This window comes from Staphylococcus cornubiensis, assembly GCF_900183575.1.
Taxonomy (GTDB): domain Bacteria; phylum Bacillota; class Bacilli; order Staphylococcales; family Staphylococcaceae; genus Staphylococcus; species Staphylococcus cornubiensis.
This window is the reverse complement of record NZ_FXUZ01000011.1, coordinates 33,112-59,673: the sequence shown is the minus strand read 5'-3', so window position 1 is coordinate 59,673 and position 26,562 is coordinate 33,112. Positions and strand designations below refer to the sequence as shown.

Genomic DNA, 26,562 nt, shown 5'->3' with positions numbered 1-26,562 from the left:
CTCCATAAAAGAAGTAAGCTTGATATAGCTCGTTGATTGTTTAAGTCAATCACTCTTGAAAGTACTTTTGAAGTACTCAAATTATCGGAATTAACGTTGACATATTGTCATTCAGTTTTCAATGTTCGATTTTTGCTGTTACAAGAATTCATTATACTTTAAATAAATTACTGTGTCAACATTTAATTTAAAGTTTTTTTAAATTCTTTGTTAATAAGTTGTTGTCTCATTCAACATTTATTATCTTATAATGTTGTGAAGAAAGATTCAAGCGTTAATTTTACACTTTTCATAATTCATTTACATGCGTTCAACATTAAAGAATTATTTTTAACATCTCCTCGAAACGACTTCCTTATCTTACCAAGCAGAACCGCTGTCGTCAACATAAAACAGGCGTTATTTTTAATAAAATTTACCACGATTTTGAAAACTAACACGTATAGAGTTATTTTTACATTAAAACATTTTAAGAGACGTATTGTTTTCATTCTTGAAACACTTTTAAAGCTATTGAATCACCTTATAATGACGTATTTTTTCTTAATAACTTGTTTCATACTTCGAATTCATTTTAAGTAGTGCAGTAGAGTCAAGTTAAGATGTACAAGAGCTATTGCATACTTCTATATACATGACTTCTATTGTTACAAATGATGTTAATGAAGCCACGAAAGTTAGAAAACAAAAAAAGACTTATTCATTTCCACGTATTCAACATACGCTTTCTGAATAAGTCCTTTATCTCTTATGATTCCTTTTCAGCCTCTTTACACGATTGACAAACACCATATATCTCCATTCTGTGATGCGTAACGTCAAATTCTGTTACATGTTGCGCGAGTTGTTCAACTTCATGGAGTAATGGATAGTGGAAGTCAACAATCTTACCACATTTCTCACAGATGACATGGTAATGATTCTGGGTGTCAAAATCAAATCGACTTGAAGCATCACCATATGTTAACTCTTTAACAATGCCTGTCTTTTTAAATACTTTAAGGTTATTGTAAATCGTTGCAACACTTATATTCGGGAAGTCAGGTGATAATGATTGATAAATTTCGTCAGCTGTTGGATGCGTATCCGCTTTGATGAGGAAATTTAAGATCGCTTGACGTTGCGGTGTAATACGAACGCCGGCTTCACGTAAAGACGCTATTGACTCTTTTAATTGATGATCATGTGATTCCAATTCAGCAGTCATTAGGTTCACCCGTCTTTCTTATTAATAATAATTCTTACTTAATAATATATCGGGTTTACCTGTTTATTGTCAATATTTATCTAATATCCTCTATCAACATTAACCTCATTCTCAGTCAATTCACCATTATTGAGAAAAGATTTTAAATTATTAGAAAAAATATCAGTTGCGAGTTTCATATTATCAGCATTGCTACCTGAAATATGAGGTGTCATGAATACATTATCTAATTGATACAACTCTGAATTCGAATCAAGTGGTTCTTGCTCAAAAACATCTAAATAAGCTTTACGAATGGCTTTATTTTTTAAACTGTCAACAATCACTGCTTCTGTGGCGATTGTACCGCGTCCTAGGTTAACAAATAATGTGTGATTATTCATTGCTTTAAAATCTTCGGCTGTTAGTAAATAACGTGTGCCGTCTGTTTCTGGTAGCAAGTTGACAACAATATCAGCTTTTTCATACACTTGTTGACGTTCTGATATTGGGTATGTTTCATCAAAATAGTTTGCTGCATGACCCGTTGTATTCAAACCGAGCGTCTTCATTCCTAATGTTTGTGCAACTTGTGCGGCGCGTTGTGGAATTTTGCCAGTCCCTAAAAATAAAATGTGCTGGTCTTTAACGGATGGTGTCACACGTTTATGGTTATACACTTTTTCTTGCTGTTCTGCATAGATTTCTTTTAATTCCTTATAATCATCTAATATATACGCAAATAAAAATTCCGTTAATTGTTGTGCATGTACACCACCTGCATTCGACAATTTGACTCCTTTTTCTTTTAAGGTTTCAAAAGGTAAACTATTGACTCCAGTCGCATACCAAGCTACCCATTTTAATTTTGGAGCGTTTTCGATAAAAGTTTCGTTGACTTCTGGGTGATATGAAATCAATACGTCCATTTCTTGTTGCACCTCTTTAGGCAACTCAGATGGGTGTTTATAAAATTTAAATTCAACTTCAGGAAATGCTTCTTGTAATCTTGCTTCTTGGTCATCCAAACGCATCAATCCGACTACTAACATATTACATCACCCTTCCAATATTTCTTTTAACTGTGCCATTTGCTCTTTCACTTTTACTTTTTCAATAACATCAATAACTTTGCCGTCTTCATCTAAAACAAAAGTTGTTCGTACGATGCCCATCGATTCTTTACCGAAAGATTTCTTCAGTTGATAGACACCAACCGCTTCAGAAAGTTGATAATCTTCATCTACCAATAAATCAAAATTCAATTGATGTTTTTCAATGAAATTTTGATGTTTACGTTTAGAATCACCACTTACACCGTAAACCTGGACATTTAAATCGTTGAAGTATGCAATATTGTCTCGAAAGTCGCATGCTTCTGTTGTACATGTCGGTGTATTATCGCGTGGGTAAAAATAGAGAATCGCTTTTTGTCCTTTTAATGAAGCTTTTGAAATTTGTTCACCGTTTTGGTTTTCTAATTGAAAGTCTGGAAATGTGTCTCCTTTTTTTAACATAACTACCCTTCTTTCTTATATCTTCTTATTTTATGATACGATAAGAAGGAAAAATATTAAATTAAAAGAGGTTGGTTGATTTATGAATTTTAATCAAAGCGAACAATTACAAAAACAATCTAATGAATATATTTTAGGAGGTGTGAATTCACCGTCTCGTTCATATAAAGCTGTGGGTGGAGGCGCGCCTGTCGTGATGAAATCGGGTAAAGGGGCTTATTTATACGACGTCGATGGCAATCAATATATCGATTATTTACAAGCATATGGTCCTATTATTACTGGTCATGCACATCCACACATTACAGAAGCGATTCAAGAACAAGCAGCTCTTGGTGTTTTATACGGCACACCGACAGAATTAGAAATTGATTTTGCACGAAAATTGAGAGTGGCCATTCCTTCTTTAGAGAAAATGCGTTTCGTTAATTCGGGGACAGAAGCAGTGATGACTACGATTCGTGTTGCTAGAGCTTACACAAATAGAGATAAAATCATCAAATTTGCTGGCTGTTATCACGGGCACTCTGATCTCGTTCTCGTAGCGGCTGGTAGCGGACCTTCTCAACTTGGTTCTCCAGATTCTGCTGGTGTACCAAAAAGTGTCGCTCAAGAAGTCATTACGGTACCATTTAATGACATTGAATCATTTAAAGAAGCAATGAAACATTGGGGCTATCAAGTTGCAGGTGTATTAGTTGAACCGATTGTAGGTAACTTCGGTATGGTAGAACCCCAACCTGGATTTTTAGAAGAAGTGAATCGTGTGACCCATGAATATGGTGGTTTAGTCATTTATGATGAGGTCATTACTGCATTCCGCTTCCACTATGGTGCAGCCCAAGACTTACTAGGCGTTTATCCTGACTTAACTGCTTTCGGTAAAATTGTCGGCGGTGGTCTTCCAATTGGTGGTTACGGCGGACGTCAAGATATTATGGAACAAGTTGCGCCACTAGGTCCAGCCTATCAAGCAGGTACTATGGCAGGTAATCCGTTGTCAATGAAAGCAGGTATTGCATTATTAGAAGTATTAGAACAACCAGGTGTCTATGAAAAATTAGATCAACTCGGTGAAAGATTAGAGACTGGATTACAGGCTGCTATCGACAAATATCAAGTGAAAGCGACAATCAATCGTGTACGCGGTGCATTAACAGTCTACTTTACTGATGAAAAAGTCACACATTATGAACAAGCGGATGCTTCTGATGGCGAACAATTTGCGAAATTTTTCAAACTGATGTTACATCAAGGCATTAACCTGGCACCGTCTAAATATGAAGCGTGGTTTTTAACGACAGAGCATACTGAAGCAGATATCGACAAAACGATTGCTGCTGCCGATTATGCATTTAGCCAATTATAAACTTCGCTATTGAAATTTATAATGTAACAGTGTATAACATGATTAAACCTATTCACTACTCAGGATTTAATTTAATCAAAGGAGCGCGATGATTTGAAACTGGGAGCTAGAATTTTAAAAACAGGTATTGCGATTATACTTGCGGTTTCGATTGCCTCACTGTTACCTACTAATGCTGGGATGGTGACCGTTGCAGGAATTGCAGCGGTCGTCGCCATGCAGCCTAGTGTTTATCGTACGTTTAAAACGATTGTCGACCAATTTCAAGGTAATGTAATTGGTGCACTCCTCGCCGTAACCATGGTAACCATCTTCGGCAACAATATCATTATTATGGGTGCCACTGTTATTTTATTGATTGCATTACTCTTTAGAATGAAAATCGCACATGTCGCTACTTTAGCCACAGTGACAGCACTTGTCATTATGGGACAGCATGACGGCTCATTTTATATTTCAGCCTTTTATCGATTTTCACTTGTAATGATTGGTGTAATCAGCTCATTCATCGTTAACCTAACATTTTTACCACCGAAGTTTGAAACGAAAATTTATTACAACTCATTAAATATTTCTACTGATATCTTTAAGTGGTTTAATTTAGTGTTAAATGATGCGACAGAATTTAACTATGTGAAGCAAGATCTCGAAAATTTACGTCAACGTATTGTAAAACTTGAGCAATTACTCGAATTTTATAAAGAAGAACGTGTTTATACTAAGAAACAAGTATTCGCTCAAACGCGTAAGAAGATTTTATTTAAGGAAATTGTATTGTCAACGCGTGATGCGTATGACGTACTTAGACGAATGAATCGTTATCAAAATGATTTAGTGCATTTAAACCATGCGCTGTTACTACAAATCAAACTAGAAATTGATGAACTCACACAATTTCATGAACAGATTTTAATTAGTATTACGAAAAAGGCGAAATTTGATGCAACGTTAGATCAACGTTTTGTACCTAATCCATTGAAAAAAGACATCATTACTGCTTTTAAAGAAGAAGTCGTCACAGATTCAGAACCTGAAAACTTTTCTTACGCCAACATTATGCATATCATTTCAGCTTTAGAGGAATATCGATACAATTTAGAACATTTGGACCGCTTACGTGTCAGTTATTTCAAATACCATTCAACCGATCCAGATATTGATATTATTGAAGAAGATTTTGATTTGTAATATAAAAAGCTCGAACAAGATGATTGTTATTTTATCTTGTCCGAGCTTTTTATTTAATCTATACTGTCACATTATTTACACGCTAAGTTGTCTTAATTAATCAACTTGAGCTGATAGTCTTGTATAGACTCTATTGCGCCATTCGTATATTTAATTGTTACATGCTCTGGTCCAATCTCTGTCGGGCTTTTTACACCTACAGCTGCAGCAATATTAAATAATCCTTCGTGCAAACTTGTTATATAATTTGTGACACGATATTGCTTTTCATCCACTACAAGTGCTTCTTCTTTTTTAGGGTCTGTTGTAGCAACACCGACTGGGCACGTATTTTTATGGCATTGACGACTCATAATACATCCTACACTAATCATCATGGCTCTTGCGACGTTCACAAGGTCAGCCCCTAATGCTAGTGCAATCGCAATTTTATCAGGTGTCACTAATTTACCAGACGCAAAAATTTTCACTTTATCTCTTAACTGATGTGCTTTTAATAGACCATCAACAATTGGTAAAGCTGTGAATAATGGCAAACCTACACCATCTTGTAATTCTTGGAACGTTGCACCTGTCCCGCCTTCTCCCCCATCGATTGTGATGAAGTCTGGATAAATCTTTAATGTTTGCATCGCATCAATGAGTTGTTGTATGTCTTCTTTTCGGCCTAAGACCATTTTAAAGCCCACTGGTTTTTGACTCATCTCACGTAATTCGTCTATCCATTTTAATAAATCATATGCGTTATGTATAAAGTCAAAACGGTTCGGTGAGTCGACAGTTTCGTATGGTTTGATTTTACGGATATTAGCAATTTCTTGCGTTACTTTTTTACCTTCAATATGGCCACCACGTGTTTTAGCGCCTTGTGCCAGTTTGATCTCGAAAGCTTTAACTTGAGGGCGTTCAGCAACTTTCATAAAATGTTTCGGGTCGAATTGGCCATGTTCATCTCTTACACCAAATAAGCCGGGTCCAATCTGAAAAATAATATCGACATCACCAGCGAGATGATAGTCTGATAAACCGCCTTCACCCGTATTCATCCATGTGTTCGCCATTCCTAATCCTTTAGAAAGTGCAGTAATCGCGTTTTTACCGAGTGCACCATAACTCATGCCTGACTGTCCGACTAAACGTTTCACATAAAATGGATGTTGGATGTTCTCCCCGATTTTCACATAATGTTCAGGTGTTAAATAGTACGGCTGAATTTTTGTTGCCCGAATATGCTCCGAACGATTAAACAATGTTTCACTTTTAATTTGGTAGATAAATGTCGAGATCCACTCTGTATTATCCACCATGAGCTGATTTTTTTGAGTTGGAAACATGGCATTGTTAATAAAATAACCACTGTCATAATTTTTCTGTGTTCCGAAACTTGTACCTCTTGAGTTATATTTACCCGCAATGACGATATTTTGATAGTCCGTTCTCGAAAATGGCTTGTCCTCGTTATCATTTAAGAATAAATATTGACGCATTTCTGGGCCTATATGTTCAAAAAAGTATCTTACACGTGCAAGGACAGGATAATTCCGTAATACACTATGTTGTTTTTGTCGCTTGTCAAAAATTAAAAATGCAATGAATGCGATGAATGCAATGACTAATATACCTACTAATAAAATATTTACAATTAATTGTAGTACAGTTAAAAATGTCATGGTCATCTCCCCCCTTTTTTCTTTCATTATACATGATATATGGCGCACTATTGACCTTAAACGACCTGAATATGCTTAAGATAATAGAAGCTGTGACACTTTCAAGATGTCTTATTTCAAATATTCCATTTACACCATTTCAATTTTATGATAACAGCACAACTGATTTATCGCTTTATAATTGCGATTTTCAATATTCCATTTATTTTTAAATTTAAATTTTTTATGATTATCTTTTGAAATTGACGTCATAAATAGAGATTTTCGTAAAAATAAAAGTGACTAGACGTTCGTTTGCCCAGTCACTTTTTAACATTAAATGATGCTATTGAAGTTTTGTTTATAAATTTTGAATCGAATAAAGACGACGGTACGCCCCTTCTCGTTGCATTAATACGTCATGAGAGCCTTGTTCAACAATTTCACCATTTTCAATGACGACAATTTTATCGGCATGTGTAATCGTCGAAAGTCGATGTGCCACGATAATCGTTGTACGGTCGTGACTCAATGTTTCTAACGCATCTTGAATAATGGCTTCACTTTCTAAATCTAATGCACTTGTTGCTTCATCTAATATTAGAATTGGTGGATCGTTTAAAAAGATACGCGCAATCGATAACCTTTGTTTTTGTCCACCTGAAAGTTTAACGCCTCGCTCACCGACTTCTGTATCGTAGCCTTGTGGTAATGACATGATAAAGTCGTGTGCATTGGCAAGTTTCGCCGCTTCAACCACTTCCTCAAATGTGGCATCAGGACGACCGAGTAAAATATTTTCTTTCACTGTATCAGAAAATAAAATATTGTCTTGCTGTACCATACCAATTTGTCGTCTTAAACTTCCCATATCAAAGTCTTTAATATGATGACCGTCAATTTTAATTTCACCTTCTGTCACATCATAAAAACGTGGAATTAAACTAATTAACGTCGATTTACCACCACCACTCATACCGACAAATGCGACTGTTTCACCATGCTGAATATCTAAATTGAGGTGGTGTAATACATCTCGCTCATTTGATTGATATTTGAACGACACATTTTTGATTTCGATATGACCTTCGCGAATCGGAATCGCCTTAGCATGTGGTGTGTTTTTAATATCGTACGGCTCATCAAACAGTTGAAATACACGGTCCATGGATGCGAAACTTTGCGTTAATGTCGTAAAAGATGATACGAGTCGACGTAACGGGCCATATAACTGTTCAAGATAACTGACAAATGCCGCGAGTGTCCCCACTGTTACTGATCCCGTAATAGCTAGATACGCACCGTAACCTATCACAATGAGCGGTCCAATATCAGTAACTGTATTAATCGCAGAAAATGAATATGCGTTCCAACGTGTATGTTTAAAAGCTTTATTTAAAAAATTCGTATTACGTTTATCAAAGTTTTTCGCTTCGTTTGCTTCAATTGCGAAACTTTTAATAGCAGCCATACCATTCACACGTTCATGGAGAAAGCCTTGTGTTTCAGCAAGTTTTTGCGAACGTTGACGCGTCAGTGCTCTTAATCGGCCAAAGAAAAAATAGACCGTTAAAATATAAAAAGGTAAGACGACAATCGCAGCTAAAGTTAATTGAACATCCAAGAAAAACATGACTGATAGCGCAATGATAATCGTTATACAGTCGAGCCAAATGTTCATCAAACCGGTCATAATGAAGTCTTTCGTTTGTTCAACATCATTAATGACACGAGAGATGACCTCGCCTGCTTTGTTGTTCGCATAAAACTTTGAACTTAACGCCTGCAAATGATCATACAACTTTTTTCGTATATCATATAAAATTTTGTTACTTGTCCATTGTGCTAAATATTGTCTGAAAAACTCAATTGGCGGTCGTACAACTACAAAAATGAATGCTGCTATTAGCATAGACACAGCTAAGCGCATTAATTTATCATCCACTGTTAAAGCCGCATTATTAATCACATCGTCAATGACATATTTAATCAATAATGGAATGAGTAACGGAATACCAAACTTTATGATTCCTACAATAATTGTCCCAACAATCAACCATTTATACGGCTTTACAAACTCTAAATATCGTTTTATCAAGTAACCGTCCCCCTAGTATAAAAACTACTTTTCAATTGCCCGTATCTTGTATCGTAAATAAAATTAATAACGTCTCAACACTTTTCAATGACGAATTGAACGGGAGTAAGAACAATATCATTTGTCTCACTCCCGTATAATGTTGCCATTACATATCTGTGTTGTTATTGATTTTCATACGACATACTACTTTAAAAGTTTTTCACTTTTTGAAATCGTTGACGCCACACTTTAATAAAATCAGGTGCAAACGGCCCTTTTTTCTGTTCAATCCATTGCTGTAAAATATCGACATTACGTCTTAAAATCATATCGATATCTTTTGGATAGTTCATTTGATTCATATGTTGCTCATATTCATCTTCATCTAATAAATGATATTTACCATTCGGATACACTTTAATATCTAAATCATAGTCAATATATTTTAATGCTTCTTCATCGCATACAAAAGGTGAAGATAAATTACAATAATAATAAACGCCATCTTCACGAAACATACAAATCACGTTAAACCAATATTCTGAATGGAAATAAACAATAGCAGGCTCACGCGTTACCCAGGTGCGGCCATCGCTTTCAGTTACAAGAGTATGATCATTCCCACCGATGACGACATCTGCTGTTCCTTTTAAAATTGTTGTTTCGGACCATACACGGTGTATATTGCCATCGTGTTTATAAGATTGAATTTTAATCGATTCTCCTTCTCGAGGTATACACGATTTGACCAATTGCCCACACCACCTTGTTCAAATTTCACTTCGTTATTATATCATATTCCTATCCTATTGCTTAATTATTCCGCTTCATGTACCGCATTAAATATTTTTGTCATTGGCACTGGAAATGAATAGTCATCTTTTTCAGAAGGCGCCATCCATTGTCTCCCTTTTGCAATGATTGGTGCTGCCGCTTCATCCACAGTGGCCGTATGTACATTTAAATGCCACGTCAAATGTGTAAATTGATGTTTTACTTTGACAACATTTTTACGTTGAATCATTAATTGTTCGATATCGAAAACGTCTTCATTTTGATTTGCACCATGTTCCACCATTGGAAACTGCCACATCCCTTTTAATAATGAAGCAGTACGTTGTTCTATTAAATAGTCTCCCGATTGATTTTGAACGACATAGACATCAAAGTTTAATGTTTTTTTCTTCAACTTTTTCGTTTTTACTGGTCGCTCTAACACCGTTCCTCTTCCATACGCTTCACAGTGTGTTTGGACCGGACAAAATAAACAAAGTGGCGCTTTCGGTGTACAAACAAGCGCACCTAATTCCATCATCGCTTGATTAAAATCCCCTGACTGATGTGCAACGTATGGAGCAAGTTCACTTTCGTAAGCCTTTCGTGTCGACTGAAGCGCTGTATCACGATCATCATCGTTTAATCGTGACCATACGCGGAAAACATTTCCATCAACAGTCGCTAACGGCAAATCAAACGCAATACTCATCACTGCCGCTTGTGTATATGGTCCAACGCCTTTTAATTTTAAAAACGTATCAGGTTGTTGCGGGACGATTCCGTCATGCAATGCGACGACTTCTTTTGCAGCCGTATGAAAATTACGAGCACGACTATAATATCCGAGACCTTCCCAAAGTTTTAACACATCATCTTCATGTGCATTCGCCAAATCTTCAATCGTCGGAAATGCTTCAACAAAACGATGGTAATAATCTCGCACCGTATCAACTTGTGTTTGTTGCAACATGACTTCACTAATCCAAATATAATATGGATTTTTCGTTTCTCTCCAAGGCATTTGCCGTTGTTCTTTTTCAAACCAATCTAGTAAGTGCGGCTTGAATGCGAGTTGATCTAACATTTCAATTCTCCTTGTACAAATTAATGATTTTTGTTCATTTCAATTATCGACTATAATAAAGTTAAGTTATATTGAAAAGAGTGAGACATTATGGATACAGCCACACATATCGCAATAGGTGTTGGACTTACAGCAATTGCAACGACTGATGCTGCTATGAGCGGTAACTTCACTGCAACTGCTACCGTACTTATTGCTGGTTCACTAATTCCTGATAGTGATACTGTACTAAAATTAAAAGATAATGCAACATATATTTCAAATCATAGAGGCATTACACATTCTATTCCATTTACTTTACTTTGGCCATTATTGTTAACTTTACTCGTCTATAGTATTTTCACTCAAGTCGATCCTTTACATGTATGGCTTTGGGCACAACTCGCTGTATTCCTTCATGTGTTTGTTGATATTTTCAACTCATATGGAACACAAGCATTGCGGCCTTTTTCGAGTAAGTGGATTCAACTGAGCGTCATCAATACGTTCGATCCGATTATTTTTGTTATTTTGCTTATCGGTATTGCTATATGGGCCGTTGGTGTACACCCTTATATCGTGTTTATTCCAATTTTAATCATCCTCATCGTGTATTATGTTTTGAGATTTCAAATGCGGGGCTGGTTAAAAAAACAAGCTTTAAATCAAGTCGAACATTTAGGAACACCGATTAAGGTTTTTGTCGCACCTACTATCCGTTTTATGCAATGGCGTATCGCAATTCAAACTGAAAAACATGATTACGTCGGTCGTAGTTTTGGGCGTAATATTGTTTTTAGTGACAAAGTAGAGCGTCAACCTTTTCCGAGTGATGCGATGATGAAATATGCACAATATGATAAAAACGTGAAAGCTTTTTTAAACTTTTCTTCTATTTATCGTTGGCATGTGAGACATATTGATTCACATACGACTGAGTTGCGTTTTATTGATTTGCGTTATTTGAAGGATGGGCATTATCAGTTTGTAGCCATTTTACATCTTGATGAAGAGATGAAGGTGAAACATTCGTATACAGGATGGGTATTTAGTGAGGAGAAGTTGATGAAAAAATTACTTGCACATTAATACAAAGTTTGTGAGTATTAACATTTGCACAATGTATGGATACAGCTCTCCGATTGTAAGAACCATTCTTTGCCATATTTTTTATAGCCTTTTAATTGCCATCTTAGGCTCGCGTTCCTAGGCGCTGAAACTACAACTCACTAACGCTTTGATTTTGCTGTTACATTGGTTGTAGCGTTAGTGGATTTTGGGAGCAGTACTGAAATCTCATGTGCAACAAAGATTTCGTCGTACTGCCCCCGCAAGGCTGACTAGACTTCTCAAAAGTGTAAACATTGAGAAGTCAGACAGCTACTGCGATAAACAGTAATCACTGTTAAATATCAGAAATCATATTTAAGTCTTTAATTCATCTATCTGGTGTCTCGCCTGATTCGCAATTTTAAAAGGCTTTCTATTTTGCAGTTAAAGCATCATTCTGACAATCTCTTTATGTGGCAAACATACATATTTCTTTAATTTAAATCACACCTTGTATTCATCATGTTTTTCATTGGATGCTTATAAGGTCTACATAAGAAACTATAGTGCCCCAATCCATTTCACACTTCTCTCCCGATTCTCATTACGTGCTCATTGAAACCTCATCTTTTATCAAAGAATGCTATTGATTAGGCTAATAAATCAAGCGCGTTCTATTTAACTTAAATGATGGCCCGGTAAGTCTATAAGAAAAAAGCTGTATTCAACGATGGTGTGTCGTTGTATAACAGCTTTTTTAATATTACTCATCTTCTTGTATTTGAGACTGATGATGTTCGTTGGGTCTTAACTGTGATACATAATCTTTTAATGCAAAGCAAAATACAATCATTAATCCAATAAAGCAAATAAAATAAAGATGATATCCGAGATGGTTCATCGCTTCATGTCCGACGATGACTGCTTGTTGCATACCATTGACTAAATAGTAAACCGGATTAAGCATCATAATATGTGTCACCCAACCGTTACTGTTAGGTGGAATGTAAAGCACTGGGACGAGTATAAACGTCAAAATGACAATCATCGTGAACACACGATCTAATTTTGGATATAAAACGTACACTAAACCGAGTAAAAATGACATAATCACGATAAAAATGAATGACATGCCACTATAAAAGAACAAGCCTAACCATGTTGTATCAGTATTCAGCGGTTTCAACCATGCCATGACAACCATTAATACGGTTAAAATCACCGTGTTCATTACACTAGATAGTACGATATGGAAGAACGGGCTCGTATTAAAGTGACGTGTGACATAATAATCTCTCGGAAAAAAGCGATAATGAATATAAATCGCGACCCAAATGACACCAAAAGTGACTAATCCTGTTAGACGATAATCAAATGTCGCTTGCGTCACTTCTACGATATCTAAAAATTGGAAAGCAATAGCAGTTAAAATCATTAAAGTAAAGCCGATTAAAAAGGTTAATGCTGTCCATTTGCGGTGCTTTTGAAGGCGATATTTACTGTGTCTGAACAATCTCGTTCGATTATGAAAAAAATGAATTAAGTTTTCTAACACGCTCATCACCTACAATTCGATATAAATCCATTTGGAATTTTTCAGATCCGCAATTAAATAGCCTGAATCTGTTTTACTCATCCAAATATCAGATTTAATATTAAATTCATCTTTAAATTTGTCTTGCTTCACAATCGGAAATGTAAAGCCAATTAAATGATTACGGTCATCAAACAACATAGAAATCGGTTGTTCCAAAATCGGTTCTACAAATCGTTGTTGATGCTCAGCTACAAGTGTTTCATTCACTTTTTGATGTGATTTATGAAGTGCACTGTTAAAGTAATCGACATAATTAATATAGTTATCTTTCATATACGATTCTAACTGTTTACGGTCGACTTCTTTATAAAGTGCTGCTGGATTCATATATATAAATTTATCTTTGTTCGCTTTGTAACTTTTACCGTCGACTTCAATGCGATACGTCGTTTTATTTTCGCCAGTAATGGATGCGACAGTATAGTGCGGCAATTGTAAATCTTCACCTTTATTTTCTATTGGTGATACTTTAATTTTGCTATCATTCACAATGCCATATGCCAATTTATCAACGTACGGGTCAGTTGCTGATTTAGAAATAGTTGCTTGCGTCGCTAAAGGAGCACTGACAATTTTACCTAAGTTGGTGAAAATTAACACACCTGCCATACACATGCCTATAAAAAACAGTGCCAACCATGTCCAAATGCGTGATAAAAATGCAGGCGGCTGTGCGTGTCGATAGCGTTCAATCCGTCTGAAATTATATGTAAGTTCTGGCATGCGTGAGCGACTCCGCTTCCAATCTTCATCAAAATGTGCTCGTTCTTCTGCGGTCGTTAACGAGGCCATATCACGTTGATGTGATAAAAAATACGGCAGGACTTGTTTAATCGATCCTTCTTTGCGCAATTGACCGTGTGAAATCCATGCTAAATAGTTACTCACCGCTTTTACTTTTTCAATATCATTGTCAATCGCGACCCAAGTCCATTCGCGCTCGATATAATCTTCTACCATCACTTTAGCTTTTTCAAAAAATCCTTCATCAAGGTCACTTAATATATGACTTAAAATGACAATTTTTGCTTCAGAAGCGCGTGCTAAACTGAACAACAACTGCGCATATTGTGCATCGGTTAAATTTTTAACACGCTCATGTTGTACCTCATCTAAATGTGCATATTTAATGACTTGTGTTGCTTTATGTTCTGGTGCATCGTAAGGATACAGCTGGATGACATCTTTAACATAATCAATCACTGGAATATCCTCGACTGATTTTTGGTTCATATTCGCATAAAACATCGATGCAGCACGTGCGATTCTTCCTTTATCAGGTTGAACAGTGCCAGCCAAAATTTCACCGATTAAAGATTTGGATGATTCAGCCTCACCAATAATTCCTAACGCTTCACCTTCATAAATATGTAGAGAAATATTATTCAACTCAATGTCTTCAGGTTGATAACTAAAAGGTTTAAGCACATTTTGCTTTTTTTGATTGCGATAATAATGTGTGACATTGATCATCTTCAAGACAATTGAACTACCCATGCGCTAAAATCCCTTCTATATTTGTAATAATGAAATTGGTAAACCTTCTTCCGCTTCCGCCCCATTAATGCGATAACCCCATGCGAATACACCTTTGAGACGTTCTACTTTAAAGTAATCTCCTGTCCCATCTTTTAGTCGGTAAATTTTACCAAATTCAATTTCATTCGTATCGATTAAATAACTTTCTGCAATGACAACTTTATTGGCATAAACATCATATTCATTCATGATGCCATTCATTTCAGCTTTTCGCATTTTCTCTTTACTCGTTTGGATAACATGTAAAATCTCTTGTCTATCCATCTCACTTAAACGTTTTTCATTCATGATCAATTCCACTTTCTGTAAGTTTTCGTTTGATATCGTCGTAGGTGTATCCTTTTCTTAATAATGCTTCTACCGTTTTCATATATAAAGTTTTACCTTCATGTTTCTTCTGATATTTATTATAGACTTTCTCTAAATCACGTTGCAATAAATTATCCACAGTTTCTGGATCTTGCATAAAATCTAGCACATCAATCACTTTAAATATCGTATCTAGTGTAAATCCTTTTTGTTGTAATGATTGCTGCACTTTAACTTTCACCTTTGAAGTAGGTCCCTTTTTTTGATCCATTATTTTTTGAGCAATTTGTATGATACGCTCGAAAGACTGCTCCTCTTCATATAAATGGACGCCTTCATCAATCAAATCTGCTTCAATGCCCGCTTGACTTAACTTTTGACGAAACACTTCAGGGCCTTTATCCGTCGTACGTAGCATCGTATTTTTTAAACTCAGCATATAATCACGATGATCAATCAGTTTAAGGCGGTCACAATAAGCGATAGCCTCTGTAATGACATCATCTTCATAACCTTCTTTGTTAAGTTGTGTATAGATTTCTTTACGTGTTCTTTTACGATATGACAAATATTGAATAGCATGATTGATGGCTTGTTGTTGATGTTCACGTGATGCTAAAGCCTTCAGTTCAGCAGTATCGATTTCATCACCTTTTTTAATATTAAACGCCACTAATGTATCCATGGAGATACCTATCGCAAACACTTCATCTACATAAATATTAAAACGCTCATGATTGTTTTTTTGCACTTCAATTTTCGTAATTTTCGACATCGTTTTCCCCCTTTAAATAACAAAAAGAGTAGAGCTAAAATCTAAAAATGAAATTAGATTCCAATGCTCTACCCCACTCTTGTTGTAGCGTCGTGTCCAGCATTAAAGTGTGTGCAATCGTAGAAATCATCCAATGTTTGTTAGTCGACGATACACATCATGCACTTATTATGCCATATTGACGCCTTAAGCACCAAGTTGTTGCAATGCTTCAGTGTATTGTTGTTCAGTAATAAATTCTTGTTGCTTCATTTTTTCTAACGTCATTTTCGTACGATTAATAAATGAAGGCGACATGTCATTGATGTCATACACAGAAGGCGCATTCACTTTACTCGCTAATATTGCACTTTGTAATACTGTAATATGTGGTAATGTATAATTCTTTTCATTCGTTGTCACACCAAAGTAATAATTTGCTGCAGACTCGATTGTATAATGATTGTCACCATAATAAATGTTATTCATATAATAACTTAAAATTTCATCTTTGTCATAGTGACTTTCAATTCGTTTAGCGACAAACATTTCTTTCAACTTACGCGTCACCGTTTGTTGGTTATCATAATAATAGTTTTTTGCGAGTTGTTGTGTAATCGTACTGCCCCCTTGCAAGCGATCACGGTCACGGAGAGAAGCAAAAATAGCACGTAAACTGCCACGATAATCTACACCCGAATGTTTGTAAAAACGACGGTCTTCTACAGCGATAAACGCACCTTTCGTGTAGTCTGGCATTTGTGACGCACTCACATAACTACTTTTTTGCTCAATACTTTTTAAATCATCTATATCTGCTTGTTGTGCCATTAAGTACATCGCACCAATAAATAATGCTGCAGCTAATACAATCAATAACAGCAACGTTCTAAAAATACGTCTCGGCTTTTGCTTCTTAGGCGGTTGTCCCACTGGTTGATAATACGTATTGTGGTACGGTTCGTTTTGAGGTGAATGCATTGACTGCTTGGTCATTCGGTCTCTTCTTTTCATTCATGTTGACCTACTTTCTCATTTTCAAATCACTTAATAATGTGAGTTTATCAAGTCCTTCGTAAATTTGCTATATGTTTTGGCAAAAATCAGTCTGTAGAACGAGCTTGAGCACGAACATTGAAGATTGTTAGTGAACGTGGAAAAATGGGTATGTAACTGTAAAACAGAGAATCAAAACAGAAGGAGTAGTCATTATTATGGGAAAAGTAAAAGCAAACATGGCTTTAGTTAGAGCATTAAAAGCATGGGATATTGATCATGTCTATGGTATTCCAGGCGACTCTATCGATGCTGTAGTCGATGGACTGAAAGCAGCTGAAGATTCAATCGACTTTATTCACGTGCGTCATGAAGAAGTCGCAAGTCTTGCAGCAGCAGCGTATACGAAATTGACTGGCAAAATTGCTGTATCGCTTGCTATCGGAGGACCTGGTGCAATCCATTTATTAAACGGTATGTACGATGCAAAAATGGATAATGTGCCACAACTTGTATTATCGGGACAAGCAGACAGTCATAAACTCGGAACAAAAGCATTCCAAGAAATTGACTTACCAAAAATGTTTGAAGATGTTGCAGTTTTCAACTATCAATTGAAAGATAGTGATGCATCACGTATTTTTGAAATTGTTGACGAAGCCATTCGTACAGCATACCGTGAAAAAGGTGTTGCTGTATTAACTTTACCAAACAACATTTTAAATACAAAAGTTGAGGACAATTTCCCTTCAGAAGTTGAACCTTATGTACCTGAGCGTCGCCAACCATTGAATCATGAAATTCAAAGAGCAGCACAGTTATTTAATGAAAGTAAAAAACCAGTCATTTTAGTCGGTAAAGGGACTGAACATGCAAAAGCAGAAGTACGTCAATTTATTGAAAAAGGTAAAATTCCGACAATCGTAACGTTACCATCAAAAACTATCGTCGGCGATGACCACCCATACAACCTTGGTAACCTCGGTAAAATCGGTTCAAAACCGTCTTACCAAGCAATGCAAAATGCTGATTTGCTCATTTTAGCAGGTACAAACTATCCGTATGTCGATTATTTACCGAAGAAAAACATTCCAGCCATTCAAATTGATGAAAATCCTGAAGCTATCGGTCATCGCTTTGATATAGATGCACCTATCGTCGGGGACAGTCAACTGGCTTTACGTGCATTAACAGATGCGATTGAACCTGTCGAAAAGCGTTCATTCTTAAATGAAATGTTAGATCATCGTGAAACTTGGAAAGGTTGGATGACTGAAGATAAAAACAATGACTCAGCACCAATTCGTCCTGAACGTTTGATGGATGCGATTAACAAGGTGATTACTGATGACACTGTCATTGCTGCAGATGTAGGTACGTCAACAGTATGGTCAACACGTTACCTTAACCTAGGTGTGAACAACCACTTCATTATTTCAAGTTGGCTCGGTACAATGGGTTGTGCCCTTCCAACAGCTATTGCATCACGAATCGCCTTCCCTGGTCGTCAAGTCATCGGTATTACAGGTGATGGTGCATTCGAAATGGTGATGCAAGACTTCTCAACAGCCGTGCAATACAATTTACCAATGGTGTTATTCGTCCTTAATAACAGTGAGTTGTCATTTATTAAATACGAACAACAAGAAGCTGGTGAATTAGAATACGGCATTGACTTTAGCGATATTGACTTTGCGAAGTTTGCTGAAGCTTGTGGCGGTGTCGGCTACACATTGAGAGATCCGAAAGACATTGATTCTATCGTACAAACAGCCGTGCAACAACATAAACCAACTATCGTGAATGTTTATGTTGATAAAAATGCTGCACCACTTCCAGGTAAAATCGTCCCTGAACAAGCCATCAATTACGCAAAATGGGCATACCGTAGCTTAACAGAAGATCGCAAATTTATCTTCAATGAAATGCCATCATTAACAACTGCAGTGAGACGTTTCTTATAATCAAATTTAAATCACTAAGCAGCACGGGTGAAATGACCTGTGCTGTTTTTTTGTCGTTTTCATCCGTTAAGTTCAATTGTAAATTTAAGAACTGCTGAGATGACGAAAAGTTTAAAATTTCATGTTTGGACAACTTAACTCAAAGTGTAAGTATTGGTAAAATATAAGTCACTAGGAAAACAGGTACAGTTCAAGTCAGTATCATATGAAGTTAAGAAGATATGGATTGTGAGGATTAAATACATTGCTTATTTCTTACAACACATTTTGTGACATCAACCGAGATTGCAAGAACCGTGCGAGACTCTTGAGGGATCAATGCAAGCGGAAGTCATCATTTTTTATTTTGAGAGTGAAAACTGTTTAACGCAGTAGCTGTCTGACTTCTCAATGCTGATGCTTTTGAGAAGCCTAGTCAGCCTTGCGGGGGCAGTACCACGAAATCTTTGTTGCACATGAGATTTCTGTACTGCTCCCGAAAATCCAATTCAGCCTCCTTAATTTATTAACTAATAAAGCTGAATTTAGTTGAGGATTCAGCGTAAGTAACACTCGCAGTTCCAACAACCATACCCAATGAAAATGACAAGATTAAAAGATGAAGATATGGATGGACAGCGTTACATACTTACTTAAGTCTTACTACACATTTTTACGACGTCAACCATGATTCCAAGAACTTCCCGAGACTCTTGAGGGATCAGACGCAGCCGAAAATCCAATTCGGCTTCCCTCCTGTGTACACCTCTATCAAGCCGAATTGAGTTGAGGCAAGTCCCCTAAGAACGCGAGGGTTAGTTCTGCAATCGGAAACGATTCATCATCCATTACTAATGTAACAATTCGTATTAAAAATAGTATGTATTAAAAAAGCGAACACTAGACAACGCTAGCGCTCGCTCCTATCTATCACTACTTATTTAAATTGATTCACAATTTCTCTATTAAAGTCATCTAAATCATCAGGTGTACGACTTGTTACTAATTTTTTGTCAACAACAACAGATTCGTCAACAACGTTTGCACCTGCGTTAGATAAGTCTTTACGTACGTTAAGCACAGCAGTTAAAGTACGACCTTTTAACTCGTCTGTGTCGATTAAAATTTGTGGTCCATGGCAAATTGCGAATGATGGTAAATCTTCTTTTAAGAAATATTTCGCGAAAGTACCAAATCTTTGTTCTGCGTCACCACGTAATAAGTCTGGAGAGAATCCACCTGGTAATAATAAACCATCGTAATCTTCAGGTTTCGCATCAGCAATAGATACATCTACAGTCACTTTTGTACCGTGTTTACCCACGACTTCTGCATTGGCATTTGTACCAATGACTACGATTTCATGGCCCGCTTCTTCAAGAGCTTCTTTGGGGCTAGTAAATTCAATATCTTCAAATTCGTCTGCTAATAATACAGCTACTTTTGCCATAATTTGCATCACCTTTCTTTTAAATATCTATTTCTCTATATACCCCAAATTAAATGGTTCAAACATATTGACCTAAATTTATTTTCGTAATTGGTTCACTTTTGCTTCAAGTTGGTCTAACAAATGAATCCATTCGTCAATATCCGCTACATCCACTTCATTCGGATCAGCATGTTCAATCTCTTCTAGAAACTGAGAAAGTCTCTCTTTCACTTGATTCATAGTTTGTGGCTCTTTCATACTTAACGATTCTCCTTTATAATTGCAGTTGTCATAGTTATATTAACATGAATTTGATTTTCCTCAATGGTAAATATCAAAACGTCATGTATTTTTAAGATGAGGAGTTTTTAAGATGTTAACGACCAAAAAGGAGCCTATTTCAATACTTAATGACCCGTGGGAGCCTTACAAAGATATAGAACAATACGGTCAATTGACGCTGAGCAATGTAGAATTCACGACAACGAATTTATGTAATATGCGCTGTAGTCATTGTGCTGTGGGCTATACATTACAAACGAAAGACCCCGATACACTACCGATGTCATTAATTTTACAACGTTTAGATGAAATTCCAACGTTGCGTACCATTTCTATTACGGGTGGCGAACCTATGTTTTCGAAAAAATCAATTCGAGAAGTTGTCAAACCGCTACTTCAATATGCCTATCAACGCGGCATTTACGTCCAATTGAATTCTAATTTAACATTACCATTAGAGCGCTATTTGGATATTGCGGAATATATCGATGTGCTACATATTTCTCACAATTGGGGGACGATTGATACATTTACAGAGGTCGGTTTTGGTGCGATGGAAAAACAACCGCCATTAAAAGCGAAATTAAAATTGTACGAACAAATGATTTCAAATGCACGTACTTTAAGTGAACAAGGAATGTTCGTCTCGGCAGAAACCATGTTGAATAAAAGTACACACCCGCATCTCGCTTCGATTCATCGCGAAGTCGTCAATGATATGAAATGTCAACGTCATGAAATTCATCCGATGTACCCTGCTGATTTTGCAAGCCAATTAGAAGTACTCGATTTGAAAACAATGAAGGAAGCCATTTCTCATTTATTAGATGTACGCGATCCAAATACATGGATGTTATTTGGGACACTCCCGATTTTCCCATGTTTACAAGATGAAGCAGATGCGAAGTTGCGTCAAAAACTAAAACAAGCACCGAATGTGACGATGCGGAATGACCCTGATGGCCGCAGTCGTTTAAATGTGAATGTGTTTACAGGGAATGTGATTGTGACAGATTTTGGTGACGAGACAGGTACGATTTCTAATATTCGACACGATCAGCTGACGGATGTCTTCCAAAGATGGTTGGATAGCCCGTTAGCTCAGTCGATTAATTGTCACTGTCCAAAATTTGAATGTTTAGGTCCAAATATTCTCGTTAAAAATATGTATTATCCAAATGTTGATTTTAAAGCACAGGAAGCGCAAATGCATTCAATTTTCAATCAATAGATAGACATAAAGGCTGGGAAACGTATGATTGTTCCCAGCCTTTATTAAGGTTGTATCCGGTTGAATTATAAAACCAATTAAGACACTCAAAAGTTTTGCTTTCAATTAAACTATTGATTATTGTTTAAATTCTAATTCTGAAATAAATTGTAATGTTTCTTTACTTTCTTTTCGACGTGCTTTACGGCGTTCAACACGTGCTTCAGCTGTTTCATGGAACCATTTTTCTGCTTCAGTTTCCGGGTATACTGCTGGAACCGGTGTTGGTTTGCCTTCATCGTCTAATGCAACAAAAGTTAAAAAGCTTAGTGCTGCCAACTCTTGCTTATTGTTCGGAATGTCCTCAATTAAAATTTGAACACACACTTCCATTGATGAGCTTCCTGAATATGAGACCATTGCGATATACGTTAAAATGTCGCCATTACGGATTGGTTTCAAAAAATCCACCGAATCTGTGGAAGCTGTCACAACAGTACGATTCGCGTGTTTCAATGCACAAATGGCCGCAATTTCATCTATGTTTGCCATCATCGTACCACCAAACAATGTCCCCAGATGATTTGTATCTTGCGGAAAAACTTGTCTGGATTTATAAACTTTTGAATCTTGCATCGCTTTTTTATCTAGACTTGCCATGTTAACACCTCTATTTTTTAATTCGCCCAGTTACCGTCTTTAAATATTTCTTCTTCTGTACCGTCTGCTCGCACACCGTAAATGTTTAAGTCACTGCTGCCGATCATAAAGTCAACATGCGTTAACGAATCATTTAAACCATGTGCTTTCAGTTCTTCAGGCGTCATGGCAGTACCACCTTCTAAGTTAAATGCATATGCGGCACCTAAGGCAATATGACACGAAGCATTTTCATCAAACAATGTATTAAAGAAAATTGTGTTTTTATTCGAAATCGGTGAGTCGTCTGGAACTAATGCAACTTCACCTAAACGACGTGCACCTTCATCAGTATCTAATAAATCTGCTAAAACCGCTTCACCTTGTGCTGCTTCAAAGTCTACCACCACACCATCTTTAAACGTCAATTTGAAACCGTCAATAATTGTACCGTTATAGCTCAGTGGTAACTTATTTGTCACGTAACCATTCACACGGTTACAATGCGGTGCAGTAAATACCTCTTCAGTCGGTATATTGGCAATGAAGCCTTGACCATTTTCAGTATAGCTCGTCGGTTCTTCCCAAATATGTCCTTTCGGTAAGCCAATATGTAAATCCGTCCCTTCCGAAACGAAATGGAGTGCATCATAAGCTTTATCATTTAACATTGCAGCACGTTCTTTTAAATTTTGCGCATGTTGTTTCCAGTTTTCAATCGGATCATTGCCATCTACGCGGACAATACTCAAAATATCTTCTAAAAATCTGTCCATCGCCTCTTCAGTGCTTAAGTCTGGATAAACACGCTCAGCCCAAGCTGGTGAGGGATAACTTGCGACTAACCATGGAAAACTATTTTTTTGTGCAGCTATCATATAAGGTTTAAACGCTTGTGCATATTGACGTTGTGCTGCTTTTAACTTATCCGATTCGATACCATTCAACAAATCTGGATCTTCTGATAATAGCGCTAACATACATGCGCCACGATTAACGTAATCCATACGTTCTGCCACATCATAATCTTTTACGTCTTGCTCAAAAAATGAAGTCGGTTCATTTTCATAAGCGAGACGTTTAATTTGGGGATCACCATATTTTACTCTGACATCAGACGCACCTGCTTCATAAGCTTCTTTTACGATTAAACGTGTAAAGTCAACTGTTTCTACAGATGTTCGAATGTATACAGGTTGCCCTTGTTGTACGTTCATCCCCACACGTACGAGCAATCTAGCATATTGTTGTAAACGTGTCTCAGTTGTCATATAAAAACCTCCCAATTGGATTTATTTTCGAATGTCACCTAATGCTTCAGTGATACCGGTCATTTCACGAGGTGTAAAATCTCGTTTTGAAGTGACAAAAGCATGTATATCTTCTATATCTTCACGATCATTTTCACTATAATACGCCGGATCAATTAATCCAGGGTTGACTAAATTTAAACGATCGCGTATTTCTAAAATCATTTCTTCAATTGTTTTTGACATTTATCTCATCCTTTCGTCTCCAATATTTTATCAAAGTGACGAATATTTGAAAAATTTTTGTCGCTATCACTTTCGAATTGTTTTAAAAAAGGCTAAAATGGGCATATAGATTACAACATGGAGGTTATCTACATGACAACAGTTGCTTTTGTATGTTTAGGTAATATTTGTCGATCTCCTATGGCCGAAGCAATTATGCGCCAACGACTTAAGGATCGCAATATTAACGACATTGAAGTATACTCTAGAGGGACAGGTCGCTGGAACTTAGGTGAACCCCCGCATGAGGGTACGCAAAAAATCTTAAAAGCACACGACATTCCTTTCGATGGGATGATTAGCGAATTATTTACAGAAACGGATGATTTTGATTACATTATTGCTATGGATCAAAGCAATGTAGATAATATTCAAAACATTAATCCTCATCTTAAAGGGAAGTTGTACAAATTGCTTGATTTCAGTGATATGGAAGAAACAGATGTTCCAGACCCATATTACACAAATAATTTTGAAGGTGTTTATGAAATGATACAATCATCTACAGATCATTTAATAGACCATATTCTTAAAGACACGCGAAAGGGGTAACATCATTATGCAAAACAAATTATTACCTGGAATTTTAATTGGGGCTACAGTTGGCGGTGCTATTGCGTTAATCGACAAAAACACACGCCGTTCTGTAAAAACTTCAGTGAACAACATTAAAACAGGCCAACGTTCAAGCCAACCTTCTAAGTTCACTCAAATTAAAGATGAAGTATTATATTGGAAAAATACGTTTGACGAAATTCGTCGTAACAATCCAGAATTAGAACGTTCTTTACGAAATGCAAAAGATACGTTTATGGAACGTAAAAACAACAAACAAATTGGTCTTTAATTCATAAGAATGAAGAGCAATAGTTGGATGACAGTCACATCATAGTATGAACATCTGATATCATTCACATTGATACGATACAATGTCGATGCATTCGCTATTCATATCGTTCATATGCTTAGTTTCCGTCTGTCATATTGGGGCAATTTCAATGCATATTTACGATGCCTTGGAGGTTGCCCCCTTTTAATTTCTATTAATAAGGAGTTTAGCCATGTCTAAAAACGAACAACAGTCAGAAGGCTTCATTGAAAAAGTCAAAAACACGATTTCTAGTGACGACAATGATCAAAATCAAAAAGAAGATGCGCCTTCTCCTGACCGTAAAGGTGATGCTACAGGGGAGACGGATGATAAGCACAAATTTGTGAAGCCTCAGCCGTTTCAATCTAAAGAAGCGCCGAAAGAAAATCAAACATTTTTCGTTTCAAGAATTAATAAACCTGCAAAATATACTGATCGACCAAACTTTTTCAGTTATTTAATATATCGTATCGGAAAAGACGATGCATCTGGGTTAGCTGCACAACTGGCGTATTATTTTATGTTGTCCCTGTTCCCAATGTTGATTTTCATCTTGTCACTCGTGCCACTGTTTAACATTGATCGTGACAGCATTATTTCTCAAATCTCGAACAATGCGCCTGCAGATACCGCTTCGATTATTACTGGCATTATTGATGATGTCATGGGTAATGCCAGTGGTGGCCTACTCTCAGTCGGGTTAATTTTGGCATTGTGGACTGCATCTAACGGTATGACTGCAATGATGAACGCTTTTAACGTCGCTTATGATGTAGAAGATAGTCGTAACTTTATCGTATCTAAACTTTTAGCTGTCTTCTTTACATTATTAATCGGTATCACATTGCCACTGACACTCGTATTATTTACGTTTGGTCAACAAATCGGCAACTTATTATTCGGTCCACTCGGTCTCGATGAACAAGTACGCTGGGTGTTCAGTCTGTTAAGAACTGCATTGCCTGTATTAGCTGTACTGATTGTCTTTACGATTATTTATACACTCGCACCAAATGTTAAAATTAAATTTAAATCTGTTATTCCTGGTGCGCTATTCTCAACAATTGTATGGATTTTAGGCTCATTAGCATTCGGTTTTTATGTATCAAACTTTGCCAACTATTCTAAAACTTATGGTAGTATTGGTGGGGTCATTGTATTGATGCTATGGCTTTACATTTCTGGTTTCATTTTGATTATTGGTGCTGAAATTAATGCTATCGTCCATCAACGTAAAGTGATTAAAGGGAAAACGCCTGAAGAAGTCACATACGATGAACTTGAAGCAAATGACGAAGAAGACTTAGCAAAATCGCATAATAATTATGGTGAAAAAGACGCTAATCAAACTAAAAATACCGAAGAAAATCAAGACAGTGCTACTAAAAATGAACAGCAAAGCAATCACAAAGCACAACATGTTGATTCAGCATCATCACATGAACAACATGTAGATCAAGAAACAACACCTACAGATCGTGCACCACAATACAAAGAACCAGAAGAAGTTGAACGTACAAATACAGGTCGTTCTAACCATATTAAAACAACAGAAGATAAATAATTGCAGTACCAT

The 26,562-nt window shown here is 36.5% G+C and carries 25 protein-coding genes; 8 read left to right on the top strand and 17 right to left on the bottom strand.

Translation table 11 applies throughout. The features are described from left to right. Positions 1-748: 748 nt before the first annotated feature. The 3 genes from perR to bcp all read right to left on the bottom strand — a co-directional run bounded on the left by perR (position 749) and on the right by bcp (position 2,703). A complete protein-coding gene (perR, locus tag CCE82_RS09915; protein ID WP_086429235.1) occupies positions 749-1,207 on the bottom strand; it encodes a peroxide-responsive transcriptional repressor PerR in 459 nt (152 codons plus the stop codon). 80 nt (positions 1,208-1,287) lie between these two features. Then, positions 1,288-2,238: a phosphoglycerate dehydrogenase gene (locus CCE82_RS09910; protein WP_086429234.1), complete on the bottom strand. Its 951-nt coding sequence runs from the start codon at positions 2,236-2,238 to the stop codon at positions 1,288-1,290. 6 nt (positions 2,239-2,244) lie between these two features. Further along, entirely contained in the window at positions 2,245-2,703 is a 459-nt protein-coding gene (gene bcp, locus CCE82_RS09905) for a thioredoxin-dependent thiol peroxidase (protein WP_086429233.1), read from the bottom strand. Positions 2,704-2,785: 82 nt separating this feature from the next. Between bcp and CCE82_RS09900 the strand changes: the two genes are divergently transcribed. Together CCE82_RS09900 and CCE82_RS09895 are read left to right on the top strand one after the other, a co-directional pair. Further along, on the top strand, positions 2,786-4,072 hold the full coding sequence (locus CCE82_RS09900) for a glutamate-1-semialdehyde 2,1-aminomutase (RefSeq protein ID WP_086429232.1): 1,287 nt from the start codon (positions 2,786-2,788) through the stop codon (positions 4,070-4,072). 93 nt (positions 4,073-4,165) lie between these two features. After that, positions 4,166-5,260 carry an FUSC family protein gene (locus tag CCE82_RS09895; RefSeq protein WP_086429231.1) on the top strand — a complete coding sequence of 365 codons (1,095 nt, stop codon included), beginning with the start codon at positions 4,166-4,168 and terminating at the stop codon, positions 5,258-5,260. Positions 5,261-5,352: 92 nt separating this feature from the next. Here CCE82_RS09895 and CCE82_RS09890 read toward each other — a convergent pair whose 3' ends face one another. The 4 genes from CCE82_RS09890 to mutY form a co-directional block, all read right to left on the bottom strand. Continuing rightward, a complete protein-coding gene (locus CCE82_RS09890) occupies positions 5,353-6,930 on the bottom strand; it encodes an FMN-binding glutamate synthase family protein (RefSeq protein WP_086429230.1) in 1,578 nt (525 codons plus the stop codon). A gap of 340 nt (positions 6,931-7,270) precedes the next feature. Beyond that, entirely contained in the window at positions 7,271-9,007 is a 1,737-nt protein-coding gene (locus CCE82_RS09885; protein ID WP_086429229.1) for an ABC transporter ATP-binding protein, read from the bottom strand. Between the two features lie 191 nt (positions 9,008-9,198). Further along, on the bottom strand, positions 9,199-9,741 hold the full coding sequence (gene ntdP, locus CCE82_RS09880; protein ID WP_014613502.1) for a nucleoside tri-diphosphate phosphatase: 543 nt from the start codon (positions 9,739-9,741) through the stop codon (positions 9,199-9,201). Positions 9,742-9,806: 65 nt separating this feature from the next. Beyond that, a complete protein-coding gene (gene mutY / locus CCE82_RS09875) occupies positions 9,807-10,850 on the bottom strand; it encodes an A/G-specific adenine glycosylase (protein ID WP_086429228.1) in 1,044 nt (347 codons plus the stop codon). A gap of 90 nt (positions 10,851-10,940) precedes the next feature. On the opposite strand from mutY, the gene CCE82_RS09870 reads away from it, so the two are divergent. Beyond that, positions 10,941-11,918: a metal-dependent hydrolase gene (locus tag CCE82_RS09870; RefSeq protein WP_086429227.1), complete on the top strand. Its 978-nt coding sequence runs from the start codon at positions 10,941-10,943 to the stop codon at positions 11,916-11,918. A 724-nt stretch (positions 11,919-12,642) separates the two neighbouring features. Here the strand turns inward: CCE82_RS09870 and CCE82_RS09865 are convergent. The 5 genes from CCE82_RS09865 to sgtB form a co-directional block, all read right to left on the bottom strand. Further along, the gene (locus CCE82_RS09865) at positions 12,643-13,434 is read right to left on the bottom strand and encodes a teichoic acid translocation permease (protein WP_086429226.1); all 792 of its coding nucleotides are present in this window, start codon (positions 13,432-13,434) and stop codon (positions 12,643-12,645) included. A gap of 9 nt (positions 13,435-13,443) precedes the next feature. Beyond that, complete coding sequence (locus CCE82_RS09860) at positions 13,444-14,973, bottom strand: ATP-binding cassette domain-containing protein (RefSeq protein ID WP_086429225.1); 1,530 nt, start codon at positions 14,971-14,973, stop codon at positions 13,444-13,446. Positions 14,974-14,988: 15 nt separating this feature from the next. Then, positions 14,989-15,303: a YfhH family protein gene (locus tag CCE82_RS09855; RefSeq protein ID WP_086429224.1), complete on the bottom strand. Its 315-nt coding sequence runs from the start codon at positions 15,301-15,303 to the stop codon at positions 14,989-14,991. Then, positions 15,296-16,099: a recombination regulator RecX gene (gene recX / locus CCE82_RS09850; RefSeq protein WP_086429223.1), complete on the bottom strand. Its 804-nt coding sequence runs from the start codon at positions 16,097-16,099 to the stop codon at positions 15,296-15,298. The genes CCE82_RS09855 and recX overlap by 8 nt, the downstream gene beginning before the upstream one ends. Positions 16,100-16,285: 186 nt before the next feature. Further along, the gene (gene sgtB / locus CCE82_RS09845; protein ID WP_086429222.1) at positions 16,286-17,092 is read right to left on the bottom strand and encodes a monofunctional peptidoglycan glycosyltransferase SgtB; all 807 of its coding nucleotides are present in this window, start codon (positions 17,090-17,092) and stop codon (positions 16,286-16,288) included. Positions 17,093-17,292: 200 nt separating this feature from the next. Between sgtB and CCE82_RS09840 the strand changes: the two genes are divergently transcribed. Continuing rightward, a complete protein-coding gene (locus CCE82_RS09840) occupies positions 17,293-19,038 on the top strand; it encodes a pyruvate oxidase (RefSeq protein ID WP_086429221.1) in 1,746 nt (581 codons plus the stop codon). Between the two features lie 916 nt (positions 19,039-19,954). Here the strand turns inward: CCE82_RS09840 and CCE82_RS09835 are convergent. Then, entirely contained in the window at positions 19,955-20,470 is a 516-nt protein-coding gene (locus tag CCE82_RS09835; RefSeq protein ID WP_086429237.1) for a type 1 glutamine amidotransferase domain-containing protein, read from the bottom strand. 75 nt (positions 20,471-20,545) lie between these two features. Further along, positions 20,546-20,707 carry an SE1561 family protein gene (locus CCE82_RS13070; protein ID WP_019166471.1) on the bottom strand — a complete coding sequence of 54 codons (162 nt, stop codon included), beginning with the start codon at positions 20,705-20,707 and terminating at the stop codon, positions 20,546-20,548. A gap of 115 nt (positions 20,708-20,822) precedes the next feature. Between CCE82_RS13070 and yfkAB the strand changes: the two genes are divergently transcribed. Beyond that, positions 20,823-21,962, top strand: coding sequence for a radical SAM/CxCxxxxC motif protein YfkAB (gene yfkAB / locus CCE82_RS09825; protein WP_086429220.1), 1,140 nt, complete (start codon positions 20,823-20,825; stop codon positions 21,960-21,962). 117 nt (positions 21,963-22,079) lie between these two features. Here yfkAB and CCE82_RS09820 read toward each other — a convergent pair whose 3' ends face one another. The 3 genes from CCE82_RS09820 to CCE82_RS09810 are packed head-to-tail and all read right to left on the bottom strand — an operon-like array spanning position 22,080 to position 24,076. Further along, positions 22,080-22,601 (bottom strand): acyl-CoA thioesterase, encoded by a 522-nt coding sequence (locus tag CCE82_RS09820; RefSeq protein WP_086429219.1) that lies wholly within the window; start codon positions 22,599-22,601, stop codon positions 22,080-22,082. Positions 22,602-22,618: 17 nt separating this feature from the next. Then, on the bottom strand, positions 22,619-23,851 hold the full coding sequence (locus CCE82_RS09815) for an aminopeptidase (protein WP_086429218.1): 1,233 nt from the start codon (positions 23,849-23,851) through the stop codon (positions 22,619-22,621). A 21-nt stretch (positions 23,852-23,872) separates the two neighbouring features. Continuing rightward, positions 23,873-24,076, bottom strand: a complete 204-nt coding sequence (locus tag CCE82_RS09810) for a DUF1128 family protein (protein WP_086429217.1) — start codon at positions 24,074-24,076, stop codon at positions 23,873-23,875. 132 nt (positions 24,077-24,208) lie between these two features. Between CCE82_RS09810 and CCE82_RS09805 the strand changes: the two genes are divergently transcribed. The 3 genes from CCE82_RS09805 to CCE82_RS09795 all read left to right on the top strand — a co-directional run bounded on the left by CCE82_RS09805 (position 24,209) and on the right by CCE82_RS09795 (position 26,550). Beyond that, positions 24,209-24,667, top strand: a complete 459-nt coding sequence (locus CCE82_RS09805; protein WP_086429216.1) for a low molecular weight protein-tyrosine-phosphatase — start codon at positions 24,209-24,211, stop codon at positions 24,665-24,667. Between the two features lie 7 nt (positions 24,668-24,674). Beyond that, the gene (locus CCE82_RS09800; protein ID WP_086429215.1) at positions 24,675-24,962 is read left to right on the top strand and encodes a YtxH domain-containing protein; all 288 of its coding nucleotides are present in this window, start codon (positions 24,675-24,677) and stop codon (positions 24,960-24,962) included. A 214-nt stretch (positions 24,963-25,176) separates the two neighbouring features. Beyond that, a complete protein-coding gene (locus CCE82_RS09795; RefSeq protein WP_086429214.1) occupies positions 25,177-26,550 on the top strand; it encodes a YihY/virulence factor BrkB family protein in 1,374 nt (457 codons plus the stop codon). Positions 26,551-26,562 lie beyond the last annotated feature (12 nt).

Coding starts and splice junctions, on each gene's coding strand:
- perR (WP_086429235.1), bottom strand. CDS start 1,207: ATGACTGCTGAATTGGAATCACATGATCATCAATTAAAAGAGTCAATA.
- CCE82_RS09910 (WP_086429234.1), bottom strand. CDS start 2,238: ATGTTAGTAGTCGGATTGATGCGTTTGGATGACCAAGAAGCAAGATTA.
- bcp (WP_086429233.1), bottom strand. CDS start 2,703: ATGTTAAAAAAAGGAGACACATTTCCAGACTTTCAATTAGAAAACCAA.
- CCE82_RS09900 (WP_086429232.1), top strand. CDS start 2,786: ATGAATTTTAATCAAAGCGAACAATTACAAAAACAATCTAATGAATAT.
- CCE82_RS09890 (WP_086429230.1), bottom strand. CDS start 6,930: ATGACATTTTTAACTGTACTACAATTAATTGTAAATATTTTATTAGTA.
- mutY (WP_086429228.1), bottom strand. CDS start 10,850: ATGTTAGATCAACTCGCATTCAAGCCGCACTTACTAGATTGGTTTGAA.
- CCE82_RS09870 (WP_086429227.1), top strand. CDS start 10,941: ATGGATACAGCCACACATATCGCAATAGGTGTTGGACTTACAGCAATT.
- CCE82_RS09860 (WP_086429225.1), bottom strand. CDS start 14,973: ATGGGTAGTTCAATTGTCTTGAAGATGATCAATGTCACACATTATTAT.
- CCE82_RS09855 (WP_086429224.1), bottom strand. CDS start 15,303: ATGAATGAAAAACGTTTAAGTGAGATGGATAGACAAGAGATTTTACAT.
- recX (WP_086429223.1), bottom strand. CDS start 16,099: ATGTCGAAAATTACGAAAATTGAAGTGCAAAAAAACAATCATGAGCGT.
- sgtB (WP_086429222.1), bottom strand. CDS start 17,092: ATGAAAAGAAGAGACCGAATGACCAAGCAGTCAATGCATTCACCTCAA.
- CCE82_RS09840 (WP_086429221.1), top strand. CDS start 17,293: ATGGGAAAAGTAAAAGCAAACATGGCTTTAGTTAGAGCATTAAAAGCA.
- CCE82_RS13070 (WP_019166471.1), bottom strand. CDS start 20,707: ATGAAAGAGCCACAAACTATGAATCAAGTGAAAGAGAGACTTTCTCAG.
- yfkAB (WP_086429220.1), top strand. CDS start 20,823: ATGTTAACGACCAAAAAGGAGCCTATTTCAATACTTAATGACCCGTGG.
- CCE82_RS09820 (WP_086429219.1), bottom strand. CDS start 22,601: ATGGCAAGTCTAGATAAAAAAGCGATGCAAGATTCAAAAGTTTATAAA.
- CCE82_RS09815 (WP_086429218.1), bottom strand. CDS start 23,851: ATGACAACTGAGACACGTTTACAACAATATGCTAGATTGCTCGTACGT.
- CCE82_RS09810 (WP_086429217.1), bottom strand. CDS start 24,076: ATGTCAAAAACAATTGAAGAAATGATTTTAGAAATACGCGATCGTTTA.
- CCE82_RS09805 (WP_086429216.1), top strand. CDS start 24,209: ATGACAACAGTTGCTTTTGTATGTTTAGGTAATATTTGTCGATCTCCT.
- CCE82_RS09800 (WP_086429215.1), top strand. CDS start 24,675: ATGCAAAACAAATTATTACCTGGAATTTTAATTGGGGCTACAGTTGGC.
- CCE82_RS09795 (WP_086429214.1), top strand. CDS start 25,177: ATGTCTAAAAACGAACAACAGTCAGAAGGCTTCATTGAAAAAGTCAAA.